Annotated in this window: 16 protein-coding genes; 4 read left to right on the forward strand and 12 right to left on the reverse strand. The window is 66.4% G+C overall.

Features of this window, described 5'->3' with window-relative positions:
* Nucleotides 1-745 precede the first annotated feature (745 nt).
* Nucleotides 746-1693, forward strand: coding sequence for a fasciclin domain-containing protein (locus BM345_RS20895; protein ID WP_093383101.1), 948 nt, complete (start codon nucleotides 746-748; stop codon nucleotides 1691-1693).
* Nucleotides 1694-2030: 337 nt separating this feature from the next.
* Here BM345_RS20895 and BM345_RS20900 read toward each other — a convergent pair whose 3' ends face one another.
* The 3 genes from BM345_RS20900 to BM345_RS20910 all read right to left on the reverse strand — a co-directional run bounded on the left by BM345_RS20900 (nucleotide 2031) and on the right by BM345_RS20910 (nucleotide 4477).
* A complete protein-coding gene (locus BM345_RS20900) occupies nucleotides 2031-3086 on the reverse strand; it encodes an alpha/beta fold hydrolase (protein ID WP_093383104.1) in 1056 nt (351 codons plus the stop codon).
* A gap of 50 nt (nucleotides 3087-3136) precedes the next feature.
* Nucleotides 3137-3577, reverse strand: coding sequence for a DUF7673 family protein (locus BM345_RS20905; protein WP_093383107.1), 441 nt, complete (start codon nucleotides 3575-3577; stop codon nucleotides 3137-3139).
* A gap of 183 nt (nucleotides 3578-3760) precedes the next feature.
* The gene (locus tag BM345_RS20910) at nucleotides 3761-4477 is read right to left on the reverse strand and encodes a hypothetical protein (protein WP_139237573.1); all 717 of its coding nucleotides are present in this window, start codon (nucleotides 4475-4477) and stop codon (nucleotides 3761-3763) included.
* A 110-nt stretch (nucleotides 4478-4587) separates the two neighbouring features.
* Here BM345_RS20910 and BM345_RS20915 point away from each other — a divergent pair, with 110 nt between their 5' ends.
* The 3 genes from BM345_RS20915 (at nucleotide 4588) to BM345_RS20925 (ending at nucleotide 6707) form a co-directional block, all read left to right on the forward strand.
* Nucleotides 4588-4836 (forward strand): hypothetical protein, encoded by a 249-nt coding sequence (locus BM345_RS20915; protein WP_093383112.1) that lies wholly within the window; start codon nucleotides 4588-4590, stop codon nucleotides 4834-4836.
* A gap of 106 nt (nucleotides 4837-4942) precedes the next feature.
* Nucleotides 4943-6025: a DnaJ C-terminal domain-containing protein gene (locus BM345_RS20920; RefSeq protein ID WP_254789865.1), complete on the forward strand. Its 1083-nt coding sequence runs from the start codon at nucleotides 4943-4945 to the stop codon at nucleotides 6023-6025.
* Between the two features lie 34 nt (nucleotides 6026-6059).
* Nucleotides 6060-6707, forward strand: a complete 648-nt coding sequence (locus tag BM345_RS20925; protein WP_093383115.1) for an ABC transporter ATP-binding protein — start codon at nucleotides 6060-6062, stop codon at nucleotides 6705-6707.
* Nucleotides 6708-6767: 60 nt separating this feature from the next.
* On the opposite strand, the gene BM345_RS20930 is transcribed toward BM345_RS20925, so the two are convergent.
* The 9 genes from BM345_RS20930 to pyrC form a co-directional block, all read right to left on the reverse strand.
* Nucleotides 6768-7469 (reverse strand): glutathione S-transferase family protein, encoded by a 702-nt coding sequence (locus BM345_RS20930; protein WP_093383118.1) that lies wholly within the window; start codon nucleotides 7467-7469, stop codon nucleotides 6768-6770.
* Between the two features lie 108 nt (nucleotides 7470-7577).
* Nucleotides 7578-8594 (reverse strand): RNA polymerase subunit sigma-70, encoded by a 1017-nt coding sequence (locus BM345_RS20935; RefSeq protein ID WP_254789867.1) that lies wholly within the window; start codon nucleotides 8592-8594, stop codon nucleotides 7578-7580.
* A gap of 8 nt (nucleotides 8595-8602) precedes the next feature.
* Nucleotides 8603-10189 (reverse strand): long-chain-fatty-acid--CoA ligase, encoded by a 1587-nt coding sequence (locus BM345_RS20940; protein WP_217654016.1) that lies wholly within the window; start codon nucleotides 10187-10189, stop codon nucleotides 8603-8605.
* 134 nt (nucleotides 10190-10323) lie between these two features.
* Nucleotides 10324-11055 (reverse strand): alpha/beta hydrolase, encoded by a 732-nt coding sequence (locus BM345_RS20945; RefSeq protein ID WP_093383124.1) that lies wholly within the window; start codon nucleotides 11053-11055, stop codon nucleotides 10324-10326.
* Nucleotides 11052-12716: an ATP-binding protein gene (locus tag BM345_RS20950; RefSeq protein ID WP_093383127.1), complete on the reverse strand. Its 1665-nt coding sequence runs from the start codon at nucleotides 12714-12716 to the stop codon at nucleotides 11052-11054. The genes BM345_RS20945 and BM345_RS20950 overlap by 4 nt, the downstream gene beginning before the upstream one ends.
* Before the next feature lie 200 nt (nucleotides 12717-12916).
* Nucleotides 12917-13792: a protease HtpX gene (htpX, locus tag BM345_RS20955; RefSeq protein ID WP_093383131.1), complete on the reverse strand. Its 876-nt coding sequence runs from the start codon at nucleotides 13790-13792 to the stop codon at nucleotides 12917-12919.
* Between the two features lie 33 nt (nucleotides 13793-13825).
* Nucleotides 13826-14656, reverse strand: coding sequence for a DUF3025 domain-containing protein (locus BM345_RS20960; RefSeq protein WP_093383134.1), 831 nt, complete (start codon nucleotides 14654-14656; stop codon nucleotides 13826-13828).
* On the reverse strand, nucleotides 14653-15444 hold the full coding sequence (locus BM345_RS20965; protein WP_254789869.1) for an NYN domain-containing protein: 792 nt from the start codon (nucleotides 15442-15444) through the stop codon (nucleotides 14653-14655). Before BM345_RS20965 ends, BM345_RS20960 begins: the two co-directional genes overlap by 4 nt.
* On the reverse strand, nucleotides 15441-16475 hold the full coding sequence (pyrC, locus tag BM345_RS20970) for a dihydroorotase (RefSeq protein WP_093383138.1): 1035 nt from the start codon (nucleotides 16473-16475) through the stop codon (nucleotides 15441-15443). The genes BM345_RS20965 and pyrC overlap by 4 nt, the downstream gene beginning before the upstream one ends.
* Between the last annotated feature and the right edge of the window lie 56 nt (nucleotides 16476-16531).

Genomic DNA, 16531 nt, shown 5'->3' on the forward strand with positions numbered 1-16531 from the left:
CAGGCAAGCCAGCCGCCCAGAACAGCCAAGCTGCTCATCTCCGTGCTCCTGCTCTTGCTGTCCCCGTAGGGAGGGAGGCATCCATTACATCTCCTGGGTGGCATGGAACGACAAAGGAATCTCTACGACCAGCAGCGTGCCGCCGCCGGGCGGCGCGAGAAAGCGATGACTGCCGCCGAGATGGCGCTCCTCCCGAGCGGTCAGAAACTGCTCTTGCTGCTCCGAACACGGATAAGGCCCTGCCCGAGCGCCTTTGCGTAAAGCTGCTTCGACAGACAGATAGCCGCAGACTGGCTTAGTCCGACCGATCCGTCAGAGGCTCGACCAGCGTTTGCTGCAGCGAGTCTTGATAGGCACTGGCGTCCAGCCGGACTCGATCACCAGCTTCTGATAGATCTCGCGGCTGGTCGTCCTCCAAAGCAAGGCTGCTGCGGCCGTTCGGATGAGACCTTGCGGGCGCGCTTCGCGGAGAACAGCGCATCGATCCGATTCTCCAGCATCTTTCGACGGCGATCTTCAAACGGCACGCCCCTCAAGCGCCCTGCGCACCAAGGATTGGCTCAACACGAACCGCCTCGCGGGAGCCTAGCGAAAAAGCGAGACCCTGAAGTCACCGCAAGCGCGGTGCGACGCCTTGCAGACTGTTACGTCCAGCGAAGTGATCTTCGCGAAATGGCGCTGCGTAAGAACCGCGCGACAGCTTGCGGCCCGAACTTTCCTTAACCACCACCCGAGGAGCTTTGCGATGAAAAAGACGATGAATCGTCGAGACCTGATCCTGTCGGCTACCGCGTTGGCAAGTGCCGTCGTACTGCCTGGATGCGGCGGAAGCGACGACATCGAGAATCGCCAGGACGTGGTCGATCTAGCGGCGTCCAAACCAGAGTTAAGCATCTTCGTCGAGGCCGTCGGCGCCGCCGGGTTGACCGCCACGCTCAAGGGCTCGGGGCCATTCACAGTGTTCGCGCCCAACAACGATGCCTTCGTGGCGCTGCTGGGCGAACTGGGCACCACCAAGGATGCCCTGTTTGCCGACAAGGCAACACTCACCGCCGTGCTGAAGTTCCACGTCCTGGATAAGCTGGTGGCCCGCGCCAACATTCCCTCGGGCAAGGCGATCGAGCCCATTAGCGGCGGATTCTTCAAGATCGACAAAGTGGGCGACGCCTACAACACGCAAGACGGGCGCAATCGCGCCGGACATGTTGTCGCCACCGATTCCTTCGCGCTCAACGGCGTGCTGCACGTGGTGGACCGCGTGCTCCTGCCAGCCAACAAAGACATCGTTCAGACGGCCCAGGGCACCCCGAGCCTGAGCATCCTGGTCGCCGCAGTGGCGGCTGCAGGCCTAGTGGACACGCTCAAGGGCTCCGGCCCATTCACCGTCTTCGCACCGACCAACGACGCGTTCGCAGCGCTGCTTACAGAACTGGGCGTCACCCAGGAAGCGCTGCTGGCCGACAAAGCAATGCTGACCAAGGTGCTGACCTACCACGTGGTGCCCAGCCGCGTGCTGAAGGCCGAGATTCCATTCGATACATCCATCGCGACCGTGCAAGGCTCGGCCATACGCATCAATAGCAATTTCCAGATCACCGACCAGCGCAACCGGGTGTCCAACATCACGGGCGCCGATGTGTTCGCGACCAATGGGGTGGTTCATGTCATCGGAAAGGTCCTCCTGCCCGCCTGACCGTCTACCTGCGAATACGACCAGGTGCAGTTGGATGTTGCGCAGGTCCTGCACCGTGGCCGAGTCAGGCGAGCGGTGCAGACGCCCGAAGCGGCCCCCGAAGTGATCGTGTCCATGATGGCGGCTGCGTTGATGGCGAGGCGGGATTGCCTCGCCATCAAGGGTGGCGCCAACCGGGTCACGGCATGTCTATGGGGTGCGCGAAGCGCCTACCGCGAGAGCGGGTTCGTTCGTCGCTGCGAGGCCGCCGAACATAGATACGTCGAGATGCAAAACCATCGGCGCGCCGTCGGCGATGCTCCGACCCGCCAAACGCCAAACGCCAAGCGCCCCCGGGCTACCGACGCTCACTCGCCTGCATGAACTCCTGCAGTTGCGTCTTCCAGAACCGGGCCATCCCGGTGGTCCCGTGGCCGCGGGTTTCGTCGCTTGCCGCAATGAGGAACAGGCGCCCGTCCTTCACCCGCTTCAGTTCGCGTTCCATGATGCCAAGCTCAGGCGGGTTGCGTTCGTCGTCAGCCGCATTGATCGCCAGCAGCGGGGCCCGGATGCGCTCCAGCCCGGGCGAGGCGTTGTAGTCGCGCGAGGAGTCCCACTGATAGAGGAAGTCGTTCGCGTCGGCCGTGAAGGGCGCGTTCATGCGCTGCTCGACCAGCTTGTCGGCCGCCTCGCGAGTCGGCGCCTGCTTCTGGTAGGCGAGCGTGCCGCCGATCGTCGTGATGCCGAAGAACACGTTCGCATAGCGCACCGCCTTCGGCTGCGTCGTGTAGTTGCCGCCGTTGTAGTCCGGGTCGTTGCGAATCGAGTCGACCAGCATCCGCCGCGTCATCCAGTTTCGCCCGGCCATCTCGGTCGGCTGGCAGGCCATCGGCACAAGCGCGTCCATCGAGTCGGGGTACTTCACGCCCCACAGCCAGGTGTGCATGCCGCCCATCGAGTTGCCGATGACAAGGCGCAGGCGCTTGATGCCCAGGCCTTCGGTGACCAGGCGGTGCTGCGCCGCCACCATGTCGTCGTAGTTGTAGCGCGGGAACTTCGCGCGCTGGCCATCCGACGGCTTTGCGGATTTCCCGTGGCCGATCGCGTCCGGAAGGATGATGAAATAGCGCTTCGCGTCCAGCGGCTGCCCTGCGCCGAAGAGCTCGCCCGCAAACTGCGGGTTGAGCATGGACGCCCCTGAGCCCGAAGTGCCGTGCAGCACCAGAACGGGCTCTCCGGACGGATCGCCGATGGTGGTGTAGTGGATGCGCATGTCCGCGATGACTTCCCCATTGGCGAAGCGAAAATCGCGTGCGATCCAGTCAGCTTCCTTCGGGGCGGGGTAGTCGGCGGCGATGGCGAGGCCCGCCGCCAGCGCAAGCACCAAACCGGCAAGCGGCTTCCAAAATGCCATGGTTGTCTCCTTTGTGGTTGTTAGAGATATGCAGGCCTGCGGCGAATTGCCTACGTCTGGTGTCCCTGCCAGACCCGCAGCGCCCGCGCCAGCCGTATGCCACCGCCATCGACCTGGTCGGCAAGCGACAGGCGGGCATGGCGGAAGGCGTCGATTACCGCCACCATGTCGTCACCCAGACCGAGCTCCAGTCCGCGCAGCCTGCGCAGGGACAGAGGCTCATCGCGCCAGACCGCCGCCAGCAGCTCGGCGGCAGCGCGCGCATGCGGGCTTTCGGGGAGTTCTGCCAGTTGCAGCAGTCGCTCGAAGGCTGCCAGGCCCCGTTCGGTCGCCTCGTGGGCGCATATTTCCTCGTCGAGCATGCGGGCTCGCTCGATCGTGGTTCCTTCATGGTCGACATGCGCGAAGTCGCCGGTGCCGGTGACCCGCTGCATGCGATTGATCTGCTCCAGCCTCGCCTGGTGCTGCAGCCTTCGCTCGCCCTGGTTCATGGCTTTGTCTCCTCGCGGCCTCCCGAGCAGGCCGCAGGATCGTGCTTTTACTCCAGCTCGGCCCCGGCGGTAAGAGGGTATTCCGCGCAGGCGCTGCTCATCTTGCGAAGCAGCCAGCCGACCGAGCCGAAGTCGGGATTGCAGTCTTGCCCAGGAATCTGCCTGATGGTTCCGGCGATCTGCCTACCCGCGCTTGGCATGACCAAGCAAACCCTTTGCGGCTTCTATCCGCAAAGCCATAGGCACCGATTCGTCGTTCATGACGGCTCTTAGAAAGCGCTCCGCGTCGGCTCCCCCTTGTTCGGAGGTGGGCATGTCGGGCAAGCCGGACAGCTTCAAGTCAGTTGGCACTTCTTCCATGACGCCAAGCTGGCTCAACGCGGCTTCGAAGGCAACTTGCCGGATCGGCTCGAGCGCGCGCAGAAGCGATGCCTGGCCTTCGCAGGTGGGAGGAAGATCCAGCCACGGCGTATCGGCGAACACCGAAGCCAAGTCGGGAGCGACGAACGCCGACCATCGATCCGGGCTGGTCTCCAGGGGCGGCGCGGACGGGAGTTGCGCCGCGTCGGCGATCAGACGCACGCGCGTCGCTGCTGTTTGCGGCAGATACCGTGCACGGAGGCCCTGCAGGAAAAGTTCGCCAGCACTCGGCATAGTCGGCGATGCGAGGGAGAACCACAGCTGCAGTGCGTCGACTCCTGAGACCGCGATGGCCGGCGGAGGAAGGCCGAGGTCCGATTGGACGCCCGTCCAGACCGAGGAAAGCTCGGCCCACCCCCCAGGTGGCCTCAGCTCCAACACCAGGACTCGAACGCCCTGGGCGGCCGCCGGAGCAGCGTCGTGCGCGGCGCTCGCACCCAAGCCGTACAGGCGATCGAGTTCCAACTGCAATGGCTTCATGCCGACATGCTAGTCGACCAGCCTCGCCCGATGTTTGGGAGTGCCCCGGCTTCCGGCGCCTTGGCCTGAGTCAGAGCAAGTCCGGCCTGCTTGGCAATGGACCGCCTCCGATGAACTGGGTGAGCATGGCGACGCCCCCGGGCGCCAACCTGTGGCTCTACTTCCGCTCGGTGAACGAGGCCGGGTTGCCCAAGCGCGCGACGACGAGCGACACCTGGGAGACCCAGGTGCAGGCGTGCTACGGCGGGCGTTGCCTCGTGCCCGGCACGTACAGCGCTCAGGTCCATTTCCGCTATGCGCCGGTCGGCGGCCCCGTCTACGAGATCTACTACCCGATCGTCATGGACGTCGTGCCCTGATACGCGGCTCACGCGCCACCCCCTCGGATAAAATTCATGGTTGATTCAGGCCGCCGCCTCCACGGGCTTCCTCGTGGACGGTGTCCCCTGGACGAAGTCTTTGGATTTGGACACCGACAACGCTTTCGCTGAACTGGGATTGGCGCCTGACGCGACCGAGCGCGAGGTGAAAGCGGCATGGCGTCGGCTTGCCTCGCAATGGCATCCGGACCGCAACGAGAGCGCCGGAGCCGTCGCCAGGATGCAGCGCATCAATCAGGCATTCGAGGAGATCCGCCGGGCCGGCTTCGCTGACCGGGCGAGCAGCGACGCCGACGCGCCTGCCGACACACCGGAGGGCAACACCCCCGACAAATCCAACGCCGATCAAGGCACAGCGGCATCCGGCGCGTCCGGCACGCAGCGGCGGGGCCGGACCCTGCACCGCAAAGTCAGGCTGACCCTGGAGCAGGCGGCCAGCGGTTGCATCAAGGTGCTGCGGGGCAAGCTGACCGACAACTGCGCCAGTTGCCACGGCGCCGGGCATCAGGTGCTGGGCGGAAACTGCGCCCGCTGCGGCGGGTCCGGTGCAATTCCCAAGCGCTCCTTCTTCGGCTGGCCCACCGGCGTGGCCGAGTGCGAGGCCTGCCTGGGCGGCGGCATCGCGAGGCAGGCTTGCGCGGCCTGCGCAGGCGTCGGAAAGATGGCGCCGCGCGACTACAAGATCAACGTTCGCATTCCGCCCGGCGTGCGCAATGGCGATCTGCTCCATGTCGACGGTCGGCGCGTGAGCGCCGAAGGCCCTCCGGCAGACGTCGAGATCCGCATCGAGGTGTCCAGCCACGCATTCTTCGAACTGGACGACGACGGCACCATCCGATGCGAGATGCCGATCGATGGATTCGCATGGATCGCCAATCGGCAGATCAAGGTGCCGACTGTCACCGGCTTCCAGGCGCTGCAGTTGAGTCGCGACCGGCTGTCCTACCGCTTGAAGGGCATGGGTTTCCCGGTGCAGTGCCGCGGCCCGAGTGCTGACCACCTGGTCACGCTCGTCCCGATCTTTCCGCAGCAGCTCAGCACCGATCAGCAGATCCTGCTCGACCAACTCTCGGCCACCACCTTGGGCGCCGGCGAGGAAGCCTTGGACGACCGCCTTCGCGCGTGGAACCGTGGGCTGCGCGGCTGGAAAGGCGGCAACGGGTCCTGACCGCCGGTGCGCGGAGTTGCTGTAGGGTTGCGACATGAACCCTTCGGCTTCCGCTTCCATTCTCGTGGTCGACGACCTGAGCTTCGCCTACCCGGGCCAGCCACCGATCGCATCCAGATGGAGCGCTTCGATTGGCGCCGGAGTGAGCCTGCTGTACGGCGACGACGGCAGCGGAAAGTCCACCATTCTTCGGATGCTTGCGGCCAATCAACCTGCCGGAGGGGGCCGGCTGACGCTGGCCGGTGCACGTCTTGATGCCGAGCCTGACGTCTACAAGCGGAAGGTGTTCTTCGTGGACCCGGAGACCGACGCATTCGACGCGGTCACGGCGGTGGAGTGTGCGTCGACGCTCAAGGCTGGTGATGCGCGCTTCAGCGAAGCAAGTTGGCAAGCGCTCGTCGATGGCTTCGCTCTGGCCCCGCATCTTGGCAAGCAGATGCACATGCTGTCGACCGGGTCGAGACGCAAGGTTTGGTTGGCGGCCGCGCTCGCTTCAGGACGCCCGCTGACATTGCTTGATGAGCCGACCGCCGCCCTGGACAGCGCGTCGATCCGATTCCTGTGGCGCGCGTTGGCTGAAATCGCCGAGGAGCGCACCCGTGCCATCGTGATTGCAAGCGCTGCGCGAATCGACTCGGTCCCGCTTTCCGGCTCGCTTGAGCTGCCACTTCGCTCGACATGACGCACCGGCCTGCGTAACAGGCGCGGCGGCCTTCGAACAATGGCCCCTCCTCCAGCGCATCTAGGCTCGGACGTCTGCTGCCCCGAAGTGTGCCAATTGGTCTTGATGCGCGCGGACGAAGCATGGTCGTGCCGTCGCACGCTCCAGGTAGTCGCGGCATGCGGGGAGCTTCGCCAACCCGTCGAACCGATCGACCAGCCGCAGCACGTCGGCCATCAGGATGTCGGCCACGGAAAAACTCCCCGCTAGCCAGGCGCACCCTGACAACACCGCCTCCATGTGCTGGAGGCGGGCATCGAGGAATGCCTGCAGCATCTTCAGTTCCTGCGATGCACCGCCCTCGCCCGCAAGCTTGAAGATCGACCATGGCAGGCTGGCCATCTCGACCGAGTTGAGCGCGGCAAACAGCCACTCCATGACGCTGCTTCTGGCTTGGCGATCGGCCGGCATCAGCGCCTCGCTGTATTGGCCAAGGTGAAGAAGGATCGCGCCGCTCTCGAATATCGAGAGGCTCCCGTCAGTCAGCCACGGCACCTGTCCAAACGGCTGATGCGAAAAGTGCCCGGGGCCGCGAGGGCCGAATGGCACGCTCTTCACCCGGTACGGCAACCCGGCCTCCTCCAATGCCCAACGCACGCGGATGTCGCGCACGTAGCCGCGTGGTGTTTCGGGAACCCAGTCGAAGGTGGTGAGGATCAACTCGCCGGGTCCGGTGCACTTGTCCTCGACGGAGGCCGGGCTGGCTTCATTGCGCGTGGTCATGGTGTTTCGTCTTTCTCTTGGGTGTTCCGCCGCCGCCGCGAAATGCGGGTTGCGCCGTACCGTCTTAGAGACAAGGCGAAGCCAAAACTCATCGCTGGGTCTGGCTGATCAGGTCACCTCCGACGACAAGTCGAACCGGCGATGGACAGCCGGATCCAGGAACGAGTGGATGCCGGCAATGCGGCCTGCCTTGAACGCAAGCACATTGACGGCGCCAAGCTGGAAGACCTCGGTTCCCGGGTGTTGCATGTAGCAGGCCAGACCGGGCTGGCCGTTCGCCCGGAGCCGGCGCAGGCGCCAGGGCGTCGCGAACATGCGCTCGGAGATGAACCTGGCCACCGATTCCCGCCCATCGAACCAGGCGGGCAGCGGCGGCATCGTGAAGCGCACATCTTCGGTGAGCAGGCTCACGAAGCCGGCCACGTCCCGCCTTTCCCAGGCGTCGATCAAGTCGCGCAGCAACTGGTCCACGCCGGTCGATTCGAGGGCCCCCAGCTCAACTGCCTGGGAGCTTTCAGGCATCTTGTCTTTCACCGACTTCTGCGCACGCTGGAGCGCGCTGTTCACCGATGCCGCCGTGGTTCCCAGCATGCGCGCCGTCTCGGCGGCCGAATACTCCAGAACCTCGCGCAACAGCAGCACGGCTCGCTGGGTGCCCGGAAGATGCTGCAGCGCTGCGATGAACGCGAGTGCCACGCTTTGTCGCAGCGCCGTGGTGTGACCGGGCTCTTCGTGCATGGCCTCTGCAAGCCACTCCCCGTCGGGCAACGGCTCGACCCATACCGGCCCGCCGAGCACTTGCCCAAGATCGGCGGTGCCGGCCAGCGGTGGGGAATGATCGGCAGACAGGAGCCGTCTCGGCCGCTGCGCGATGAAGCGCAGGCAAACGCGGGTGCTGATCTGATAGAGCCAGGTGCTCAGCGCGCTGCGTCCTTCGAAAGAGCCGATGCCACGCCAGGCCGCCAGCAAGCTCTCCTGGACGGCATCGTCCGCGTCCTGCGGCGATCCCAGCATTCGATAGCAGTGGACGTGCAGTCGTCGCCGCTGTGGCCTGATCAGTTCGTCGAAAGCAGAGGTGTCGCCTGCGCGAGCGCGCGCCAGGAGATCAGCTTCGCCGGCGTCCAATGGGCCGCTCAGACAATCTGGCGCTCTCGGCCGGCCCAATAGGGTTTGCGCAAGTCCTTCTTCAGGACCTTACCGGTCGGGTTTCGGGGCAAGGCGGCAACGACGTCGATGGACTTCGGGCACTTGAACGGCGCCAAGCGCTCGCGGCAGTAGGCAAGGACTTGCTCGACGTCGATGGCACTTCCAGGTGCCGCGACGGCCACCGCCTTGGGCACCTCGCCCCATTTCTCGTCCGGCACACCAATCACGGCGACATCGTCGATGGATGGATGCTCGGCGAGCACGCGTTCGATCTCGGCTGGATAGATGTTCTCGCCACCGCTGATGATCATGTCCTTGATGCGATCGGTGACGTAGATGTAGCCGTCGGCGTCCATGTGGCCACCATCGCCCGAGCGCAGCCAGCCGTCCGCCGTGAAAGCCGCGGCGGTGGCGTCCGGCTTTCCCCAATAGCCGCCCATGCGTTGTTCGCTTCGCACCCAGATCTCCCCTGGCTCGCCGGGCGCGACGGACTCGCCGGTGCCGGGGTCGCAGATCTTGATCTCGACACCATGGATCGGCTTGCCCGCCGATACCAGCCGGTGGGCGACGGTCGGGTCCGTGTGATCCTCCACCCCGAGCACGCTGACCACGCCGCATTCCTCGGTCATGCCGTAGACCTGCTGCATCACGCCGGGGAAGAGTGCGAGGGATGCCCGCATCACCGGCAGCGGCATCGGCGAGGCCCCGTACGACAGCGCCTTCAAGGCCGAGTAGTCGCGGTCGGCCGCGCCGGGGACCTTGTTCACCATGGCCATCAGTGCGGGCACCAGGAAGGTGTGCGTGATCTTCTCGGCTTCGAGCATCTCGAGCACGGCCGCCGGGTCGGGCAGCCGGAGCATCGCGATCCGGGCGCCCTGGCAGATCGCCACCAGGGAGTAGCTGGTGCCGCCCACGTGGTACAGCGGCATCGCGACCTGCACCCTTGCGTGCGGCCCCATGTCCTGGTCGACCGCGACGTTGTGCGCGTGCGCGAGCATTCCACGATGGGTGAGCATCGCCCCTTTGGGAAAGCCGGTCGTCCCCGATGTGTACAGCTGCACGAAGCAGTCATCGGGGTGGGCTGGCCGGGCCTTGGCCTCCGGCGCTTGGCCTGCAATCCATGCCTCGTATTCGTCATCGGGACCGCCGATGCGAATCACTCGCTCGACAGTCGGCAGCTGGTCGCGCAGCTGCGCGATGGCGCCCGCAAACTCGGGCCCGACGAAAAGAAGACGGGCCTGTGCGTCGTTGATCACGTAGACCATCTCGGGCGGCGCAAGCCTGAAGTTGACGATCGCGTTGGCGGTGCCGACCTGGGCGCACGCCAGCGTCAGTTCCAGGCACGACGGATGGTTGAAGTCGAGCACGGCGATCCGGTCGCCGGGGCGCAGCCCCGCTGCCCGTTGGGCTGCCGCGTTGCGTCGGACGCGCCCGGCCAGTTCGGCCCAGGTCCACTTCGACCCGCCGAAGCTGATGGCCACCTCATCGGGTCGTCGCGCCTCCCAACCGGCAAGGACTGCGGTGAAGTCCGTCTGGGTGGACATAGAGACCTCCTCGTCATCAGGGATCGCCATGGGAATTCCTCGATCGGGTGGATTCGGCGGCGCCCATTGTGGACGGCGCCAGATTGCTTTGGCAATCGGAAGCAACGCGGCTTCAGGAATCCGCCGTCCTCCTCCCCAAGGCCTCTTTCTGGCGCGAGATTGAATCAGTTGGGAGGTGGTGCCGTCGTTCCTGTTGCTTGGAGCCCGAGAAAAAATTCGACCGACCGCGCGACCACCCATGGCGTGATGACATGGTCACCGTCGAAGGGCTGCAGGGTCAGGTCGTACCCGCTTTCCAGCAGCCGTCGCGCATTCGTGTGGGCGCTGGTCTCGATGGGCAACTGGCTGTCGCTGCGCCCGTGCGCGAGGAACACCCGTGGCATTCCTGACTGCGTGAACGTGTTCATGAAACCCGCCGACATGCCGATCACGTGGCTGGCCACGTCGCCGTTCGTCAGGCCAAGCGACAGGGCGTAGCTGCCGCCGTCGGAGAAGCCGGCAAACGCAAGGCGCCCGGGGTCGACGTGGAAATGCTCGGCCACCCGGGACAAGGCTGCGTCCAGGCGCTCCAGGTCGGGGCCATGCCCGCCGATCACGATGTCCCAGGTCGGATACATCGACTGCGGCGCCAGCAGCAGGAAGCGCCGGGCTCGCGCATGGGCGACGAGATGCGGCAGCACGCGGTTGGCCTCGCCGCCCGCGCCGTGGAACATCACCAGCAGGGGCAGCGGCGTATCGGCGGGCAGATCCTCGGGGACCACCAGCACGGCCTCGCGCCCCTCGGCGAACGACAGGCCGTGGCGGCCGGGCGGCAGCGGGTCGGCCACGGGGGCAGCGCCGGGCCGGAACGTCATGCGGCCGGTCAGCGCGCCGCCGAGCAGGGAGGGGTCGATCACGATGCAGCCTTTGCTTCAGCCGACGACGCACAGGCAAGGCCCCGAAACACCGCGCACTGCGCGAACGCCTGTGCGGACAGCGGCAGGCCCATGCAGCGGCAGTACTTGCTCGTGAGCTTGAGCAGTTCCTTGATGTCGCGTCCGCTGGCATCGGCGTAGTCCACCACCAGCCTGTCGATCAGCGCGTCCGGCACGTCCACGCCCAGTTGGGCCGACAGCATGGACCACAAGCGGCGCGCATCCCCAGGGCCAGGCGGCTGGTAGCTGATCACTGCGATGCAGCGCGAGAGGATGGCCTCGTCGATGTCGTCGACCCGGTTGGTGGTCATGAAGAGAAGGCCACTGAAGTACTCCAGCGTGCGCAGGAACTCCGCGACGATGGCGTTGTGCTGCAGGTCGTTGCCGCGCCGTCGGATGTAGACGTCGGCCTCGTCCAGCAGCAGCACGCAGTCCCAGCGCGCTGCGCGCCGCAGGATCTGCGTCAGGCTGGCCTCGACCGAGCCGGCCGTGACGCCGAGTTGGCCCGAATGCACGCGGTACAGGGGCTTGCCGACCACCTCCGCATAGACCTCGGCGGTGAGGGTCTTGCCCAAGCCCGGCGCACCCTTGCACAGGATCGTGGTGCCGCCGGACTTGCCGGGAACGACATCCTCCAGAAGAAAGCTGCGATCGGCCGTGAGGATGTCGATCAGGTCGCGGTGCGCCTGCGGCAGCACCAGCCGCTCGCGCAGGCTGGGCTGGTACTTGTATTCCTGGACATTCTGTACATGGGCCCAGATGCTGCGGTGCCAGTCCAGGTGGAACAGGTGGAGATAGCAGTGCTGCGGAATGCGATCGAAGCCCGCGGCGATGCCGCTCTCGCGCCAGTATTGAGGGTCGGCGGCCATGTCGAAGCGGCGGTGCAGCAGTTCCTCTTCGTTCACGCAGCGGGCCGCCGCGCCGGAGGGCAGCCGGTGGAACCCCATCTCGCTGCGCGGGCCTTCACCGGGCGTCCAGGCACTGCCGCTGATGGTGAATTGGGCGCCGAACTGCGGCTGCAGCCTGGTGAAACAGGCCACCTGATGCTCGTACTCGCGCTTGAATTCGGCGCATTCCTTGTGGAAGCCATGCGCGGCGAACATGCCGGCGAGGGTGTGGCCGGCGAGGTCTTCGGTGTAGAAGCTCAAGCCCCAGGTCATGCCGGCGAAACGCAGTCGAGGCTCCGTGGGCAGTTCACGGCCCGCCGCCCGCAGCGTATTGGCCAGCAGCCCCACCACCACATAGGACTCGCCATCCGCCGGTTTCACCAGTCGCACCGAATGAACCAGCCAGGCCAGCAGCACCCCGTCCCGGCCGCGCTGGTACAGCCAGCCATCGATCAGGTCCCGCCCCAGCCACTCGATCAGCGCCGGCACCATCAGTTCCAGGCTGGCGATGGGGCGCACCGGCGGTTCGCCGTTGAGGTTGTCCAGCGCCAGCAGCTGAAACACCAGGTCGCGCGCGCCGGCGGCCCGGCTCAGCTGGTAGAGCAGGTTGAGCGAGTGGCCGTCGAAATGGTGGCTCGACACCACCCGGGTACCACTGCCGGCACCTTGCCCACCCAACTGAAGGCCCAGCGGCGATTGCGCGCCGACCTGGCCCTGCAGTGCGCCGGCAAGCAAGTCCGGTATCTCGAGTTCCATGGCGTCTCCTCTTTGCCACTCCCGACGATAGACAGGCCCATGGCCTTGGGCGCTTGACCTGGGTCAAGCTTCGCAAAGGATGTCGCCCTGCCCCACCCCCGAACGGATCGCGCATGAAAAAACGCCCCCTCATCGGTCGATGAGGGGGCGCTTCATCCAGATCAGGGGCCTCGCCAGCCCCTTTGAAACCCGGGTACCGCTCAGCTCGCGTTCTGCAGCGCCGCAATGCGCTGTTCGATCGGCGGGTGCGTGGAGAACAGCTTGCCGATGTTGCCGGTGATGCCCATGGCTTCCACCGACTTGGGCAGCTCGCCGGCCGGCAGGCCGCCCAGGCGCGCCAGGGCGTTGACCATGGGCTGGCGCTGGCCGCCCATCAGCTCGACCGAGCCGGCGTCGGCGCGGAACTCGCGCTGGCGTGAGAACCAGGCCACCACGATGGCGGCGGCGAAGCCCAGCACGATGTCCAGCACGACGGTGGTGATCATGTAGCCGATGCCGGGGCCGGACGAGCGGTCGTCGCCGCGGCGCAGGAAGCTGTCGACCGCATAGCCGATCACGCGCGAGAGGAACACGACGAAGGTGTTCATCACGCCCTGGATCAGCGTCATGGTGACCATGTCGCCGTTGGCGATGTGCGCCACCTCGTGGCCGATGACCGCCTCGACCTCGTCGCGCGTCATGTTCTGCAGCAGGCCCGTGGACACGGCGACCAGTGCCGAGTTCTTGAAGGCGCCGGTCGCGAAGGCATTCGGCTCGCCTTCGAAGATGCCCACCTCGGGCATGCCGATGCCGGCGCGGTCGGCGAACTTCTTGACCGTGCCGACGATCCAGGCCTCGTCGGGCGTCTGGGGGTTGTCGATCATGTGCAGGCCCGAGGTCCACTTGGCCATGGGCTTGCTGATGAGCAGCGAGATGATCGCGCCGCCGAAGCCCATGATGAGGGCGAATCCGAGCAGCGCACCGAGATTGAGGCCGTTGGCCGTCAGGAAGCGGTTGACGCCCAGCAGGCTGGCAACGATGCCCAGCACCGCGACCACCATGACGTTGGTCAGGACGAACAGAAGAATGCGTTTCAAGTTGGAATCTCCGTGGAGCTGCTTGTGTGCCGCTCAGATGGGGGCCGGACGGACCGCTTCAAGCTGGACGGGTTTGCAGGACATGCGGGTTGTTCTTTCTTCTGGGGTCCTGCGGGGACGAAATACCTCGGAATCATCATAAAAGGAAAAGTTCTCGTTTTCGGGGCACCAGCCGGGGATTCCCAGCACCGGCAGTGGCGCGAAAGGCTTGGTGGCCAGCCATTCCCGCGAGAAGGCCTTCTGCGCCGCCAGGGCTTCGAAGTCGGCACTCGCATTCCTCGATTCCTCGGGCAGGACCAGGACGTGGGCCGTCAGGTTCTTGCGCGGCGCGGCGGCGAGCTTTTCCAGCAGGGCATGGCCGAAGACTTCGACGCGCGCCTGGCGCCAGAGGCCGCGCTGCGTGACGAACAGGGCCTGCCAGTCGCGCGCCAGCAGTGCCCGCCAGAGGGCCGACGGCGCCGACAGGAAGGCGCCGTTCTCATCCAGCAGGGTCAGCGCATCGCGCAGCGGGCCACGGCGCGTGCCCACGCCTTCGCTCGCGATCTGCGCCGCCTGCACTTCGTTGAGCCGGCGCTTGATGCGCGGGTAGCGCAGCCAGGCCAGGCCGTTGAAGAGATCGTGCAGGTTGTGCCGGGTGGGCACGCCGCCGGTGCGGGCGATGAAGGCTTCGTAGGCCTCGCCTTCGGGCGCGGAATCGCCGGGCATGAAGCGAAGCGGGCCGGCCGTCAGGTCGACGGGCGATGGCATGGCGCCCAGCGCTTCATGCGCCTGCGCGCCAGCCGCGACGTGCGCCAAGGGCTTCGCCGCGACGCCGGCATAGGGCGTCCACCAGGGAGCGCCCAAATCCGGCAGCGGGAGGCTCATCGCAGCGAAGGGCCGACGTACTGGACCTTGTTGGGCTGCTTCTCGGGGCTCAGCACGAAGAGTTCCGGGTGCTTCTTGAAGAGCTTCTGCGAGCTACCGCTCTTGCTCAGCAGCTTGGCGCCGCGCAGGCCCTCCACCGCCACGTTGAGCTCGACACGCTGGCCGCCGCGCAGGGCGGGCACCACCTCGAGGATGCGCAGCACCTCTTCCGGCAGGACCGGCGCGGGCGTTGGCGCGGGTGCGTCGGCCGCCTTGCGCTTCCTGGCCGCTGGGGCCCGCTTCTTCGCCGGCGCCTTCGCAGCGGTGCTGCCACCGCCACCGCCACCGCCACCGCCACCGCCACCGCCGCTGCCGCTGTGGTGCTGCAGGTCGGTGAAGTGGTCGTACACGCCGCGCGTCTCGTCGCCCGTCTTGCCCTGCTGGCCGATGCCGCACACGCGGCAGCCCTTCTCGCGCAGGCGGATCACCAGCGGCGCGAAGTCGGAATCGGAAGAGACCAGGTAGATGAGTTGCGGCCGCTCGCTCACGGCCAGGTCCATGGCGTCCACGGCGAGTGCGATGTCGGTGCTGTTCTTGCCCGCGGCCAGGTTGACCATGGGCCGCACGCTCAGGCGCTTGAACAGCGACTGCTGCTTGAGCGCCGTCTCGGCATTGCAGTAGGCGCGGCGCACGTGCAGGTGGCCATGCTCGGCCATCACCTTGTGCACCGCCTGCTCGATCACGTCGGCCGAGACGTTGTCGGCGTCGATGAGCAGCATCACCCGTTGGCCGGCGCCTTCGTGGTTCACGACTGGAACCTCCAGGCCATCTGCTCGCCGCCGCACAGCGGCTTGAGCGTGGTTTCGCCGTAGGGCACTGTTTCGGGCACGGTCCAGCTTTCGCGCTTGAGGGTGACGGTGCCCTGGTTGCGCGGCAGGCCGTAGAAGTCGGCGCCGTGGAAGCTGGCGAAGCCCTCCAGCTTGTCGAGGGCGCCGGCGTTGTCGAAGGCCTGGGCGTACAGCTCCATGGCGTGCAGGCCGGTGTAGCAGCCGGCGCAGCCCAGGGCGTGCTCCTTCAGGTGCGCAGCGTGCGGGGCGCTGTCGGTGCCCAGGAAGAAGCGAGGGCTGCCGCTGGTGGCGGCTTCCACCAGCGCGACGCGGTGCGTCTCGCGCTTGAGCACCGGCAGGCAGTAGTAGTGCGGGCGGATGCCGCCGGTGAAGATGGCGTTGCGGTTGAACAGCAGGTGGTGCGCCGTGATGGTGGCGCCGGTGAAGCGGCCGGCGTCGCGCACGTAGTGCGCACCTTCTTTCGTCGTCAAGTGCTCGAACACGATCTTCAGCTCGGGGAAGTCCTTGCGCAGCGGGATCATCACGCGGTCGATGAACACCGCCTCGCGGTCGAACAGGTCCACGCCCGGGTCGGTCACCTCGCCATGCACCAGCAGCAGCAGGCCGTACTTCTGCATGGCTTCGAGCGTGGCGTAGGTCTTGCGGATGTCGGTCACGCCGGCATCGCTGTTGGTGGTGGCGCCGGCCGGGTACAGCTTGAGCGCCTTCACGCCCGCCTCACTGGCCCGCTGGATCTCCTCGGGCGGCAGCTTGTCGGTGAGGTAGAGCGACATCACCGGCTCGAAGGCGGCGCCCGCGGGCACGGCGTCCAGGATGCGCTGGCGGTAGGCAAGGGCCATCTCGGCGGTGGTCACCGGCGGGCGCAGGTTGGGCATGATGAGCGCGCGGCCGAATTGCGCGGCGCTGTGCGGCACCACGGCCTGCAGCGCATCCCCGTCGCGCACATGCAGGTGCCAGTCGTCGGGGCGGGTGATGGTGAGGGAGTCGGTCATGGGCGCGAATTGTCTCACCCGGCCTCCGGCCGACGGCGGCCCGCGCCTGTGGCTGA

The organism is Variovorax sp. OV329, assembly GCF_900114785.1.
GTDB lineage: Bacteria > Pseudomonadota > Gammaproteobacteria > Burkholderiales > Burkholderiaceae_C > Variovorax.

Bases quoted from the DNA above. Each gene is read 5' to 3' on its own strand.
- BM345_RS20895 (WP_093383101.1), top strand. From the start codon at position 746: ATGAAAAAGACGATGAATCGTCGAGACCTGATCCTGTCGGCTACCGCG.
- BM345_RS20900 (WP_093383104.1), bottom strand. From the start codon at position 3,086: ATGGCATTTTGGAAGCCGCTTGCCGGTTTGGTGCTTGCGCTGGCGGCG.
- BM345_RS20905 (WP_093383107.1), bottom strand. From the start codon at position 3,577: ATGAACCAGGGCGAGCGAAGGCTGCAGCACCAGGCGAGGCTGGAGCAG.
- BM345_RS20910 (WP_139237573.1), bottom strand. From the start codon at position 4,477: ATGAAGCCATTGCAGTTGGAACTCGATCGCCTGTACGGCTTGGGTGCG.
- BM345_RS20915 (WP_093383112.1), top strand. From the start codon at position 4,588: ATGAACTGGGTGAGCATGGCGACGCCCCCGGGCGCCAACCTGTGGCTC.
- BM345_RS20925 (WP_093383115.1), top strand. From the start codon at position 6,060: ATGAACCCTTCGGCTTCCGCTTCCATTCTCGTGGTCGACGACCTGAGC.
- BM345_RS20930 (WP_093383118.1), bottom strand. From the start codon at position 7,469: ATGACCACGCGCAATGAAGCCAGCCCGGCCTCCGTCGAGGACAAGTGC.
- BM345_RS20940 (WP_217654016.1), bottom strand. From the start codon at position 10,189: ATGGCGATCCCTGATGACGAGGAGGTCTCTATGTCCACCCAGACGGAC.
- BM345_RS20950 (WP_093383127.1), bottom strand. From the start codon at position 12,716: ATGGAACTCGAGATACCGGACTTGCTTGCCGGCGCACTGCAGGGCCAG.
- BM345_RS20960 (WP_093383134.1), bottom strand. From the start codon at position 14,656: ATGAGCCTCCCGCTGCCGGATTTGGGCGCTCCCTGGTGGACGCCCTAT.
- pyrC (WP_093383138.1), bottom strand. From the start codon at position 16,475: ATGACCGACTCCCTCACCATCACCCGCCCCGACGACTGGCACCTGCAT.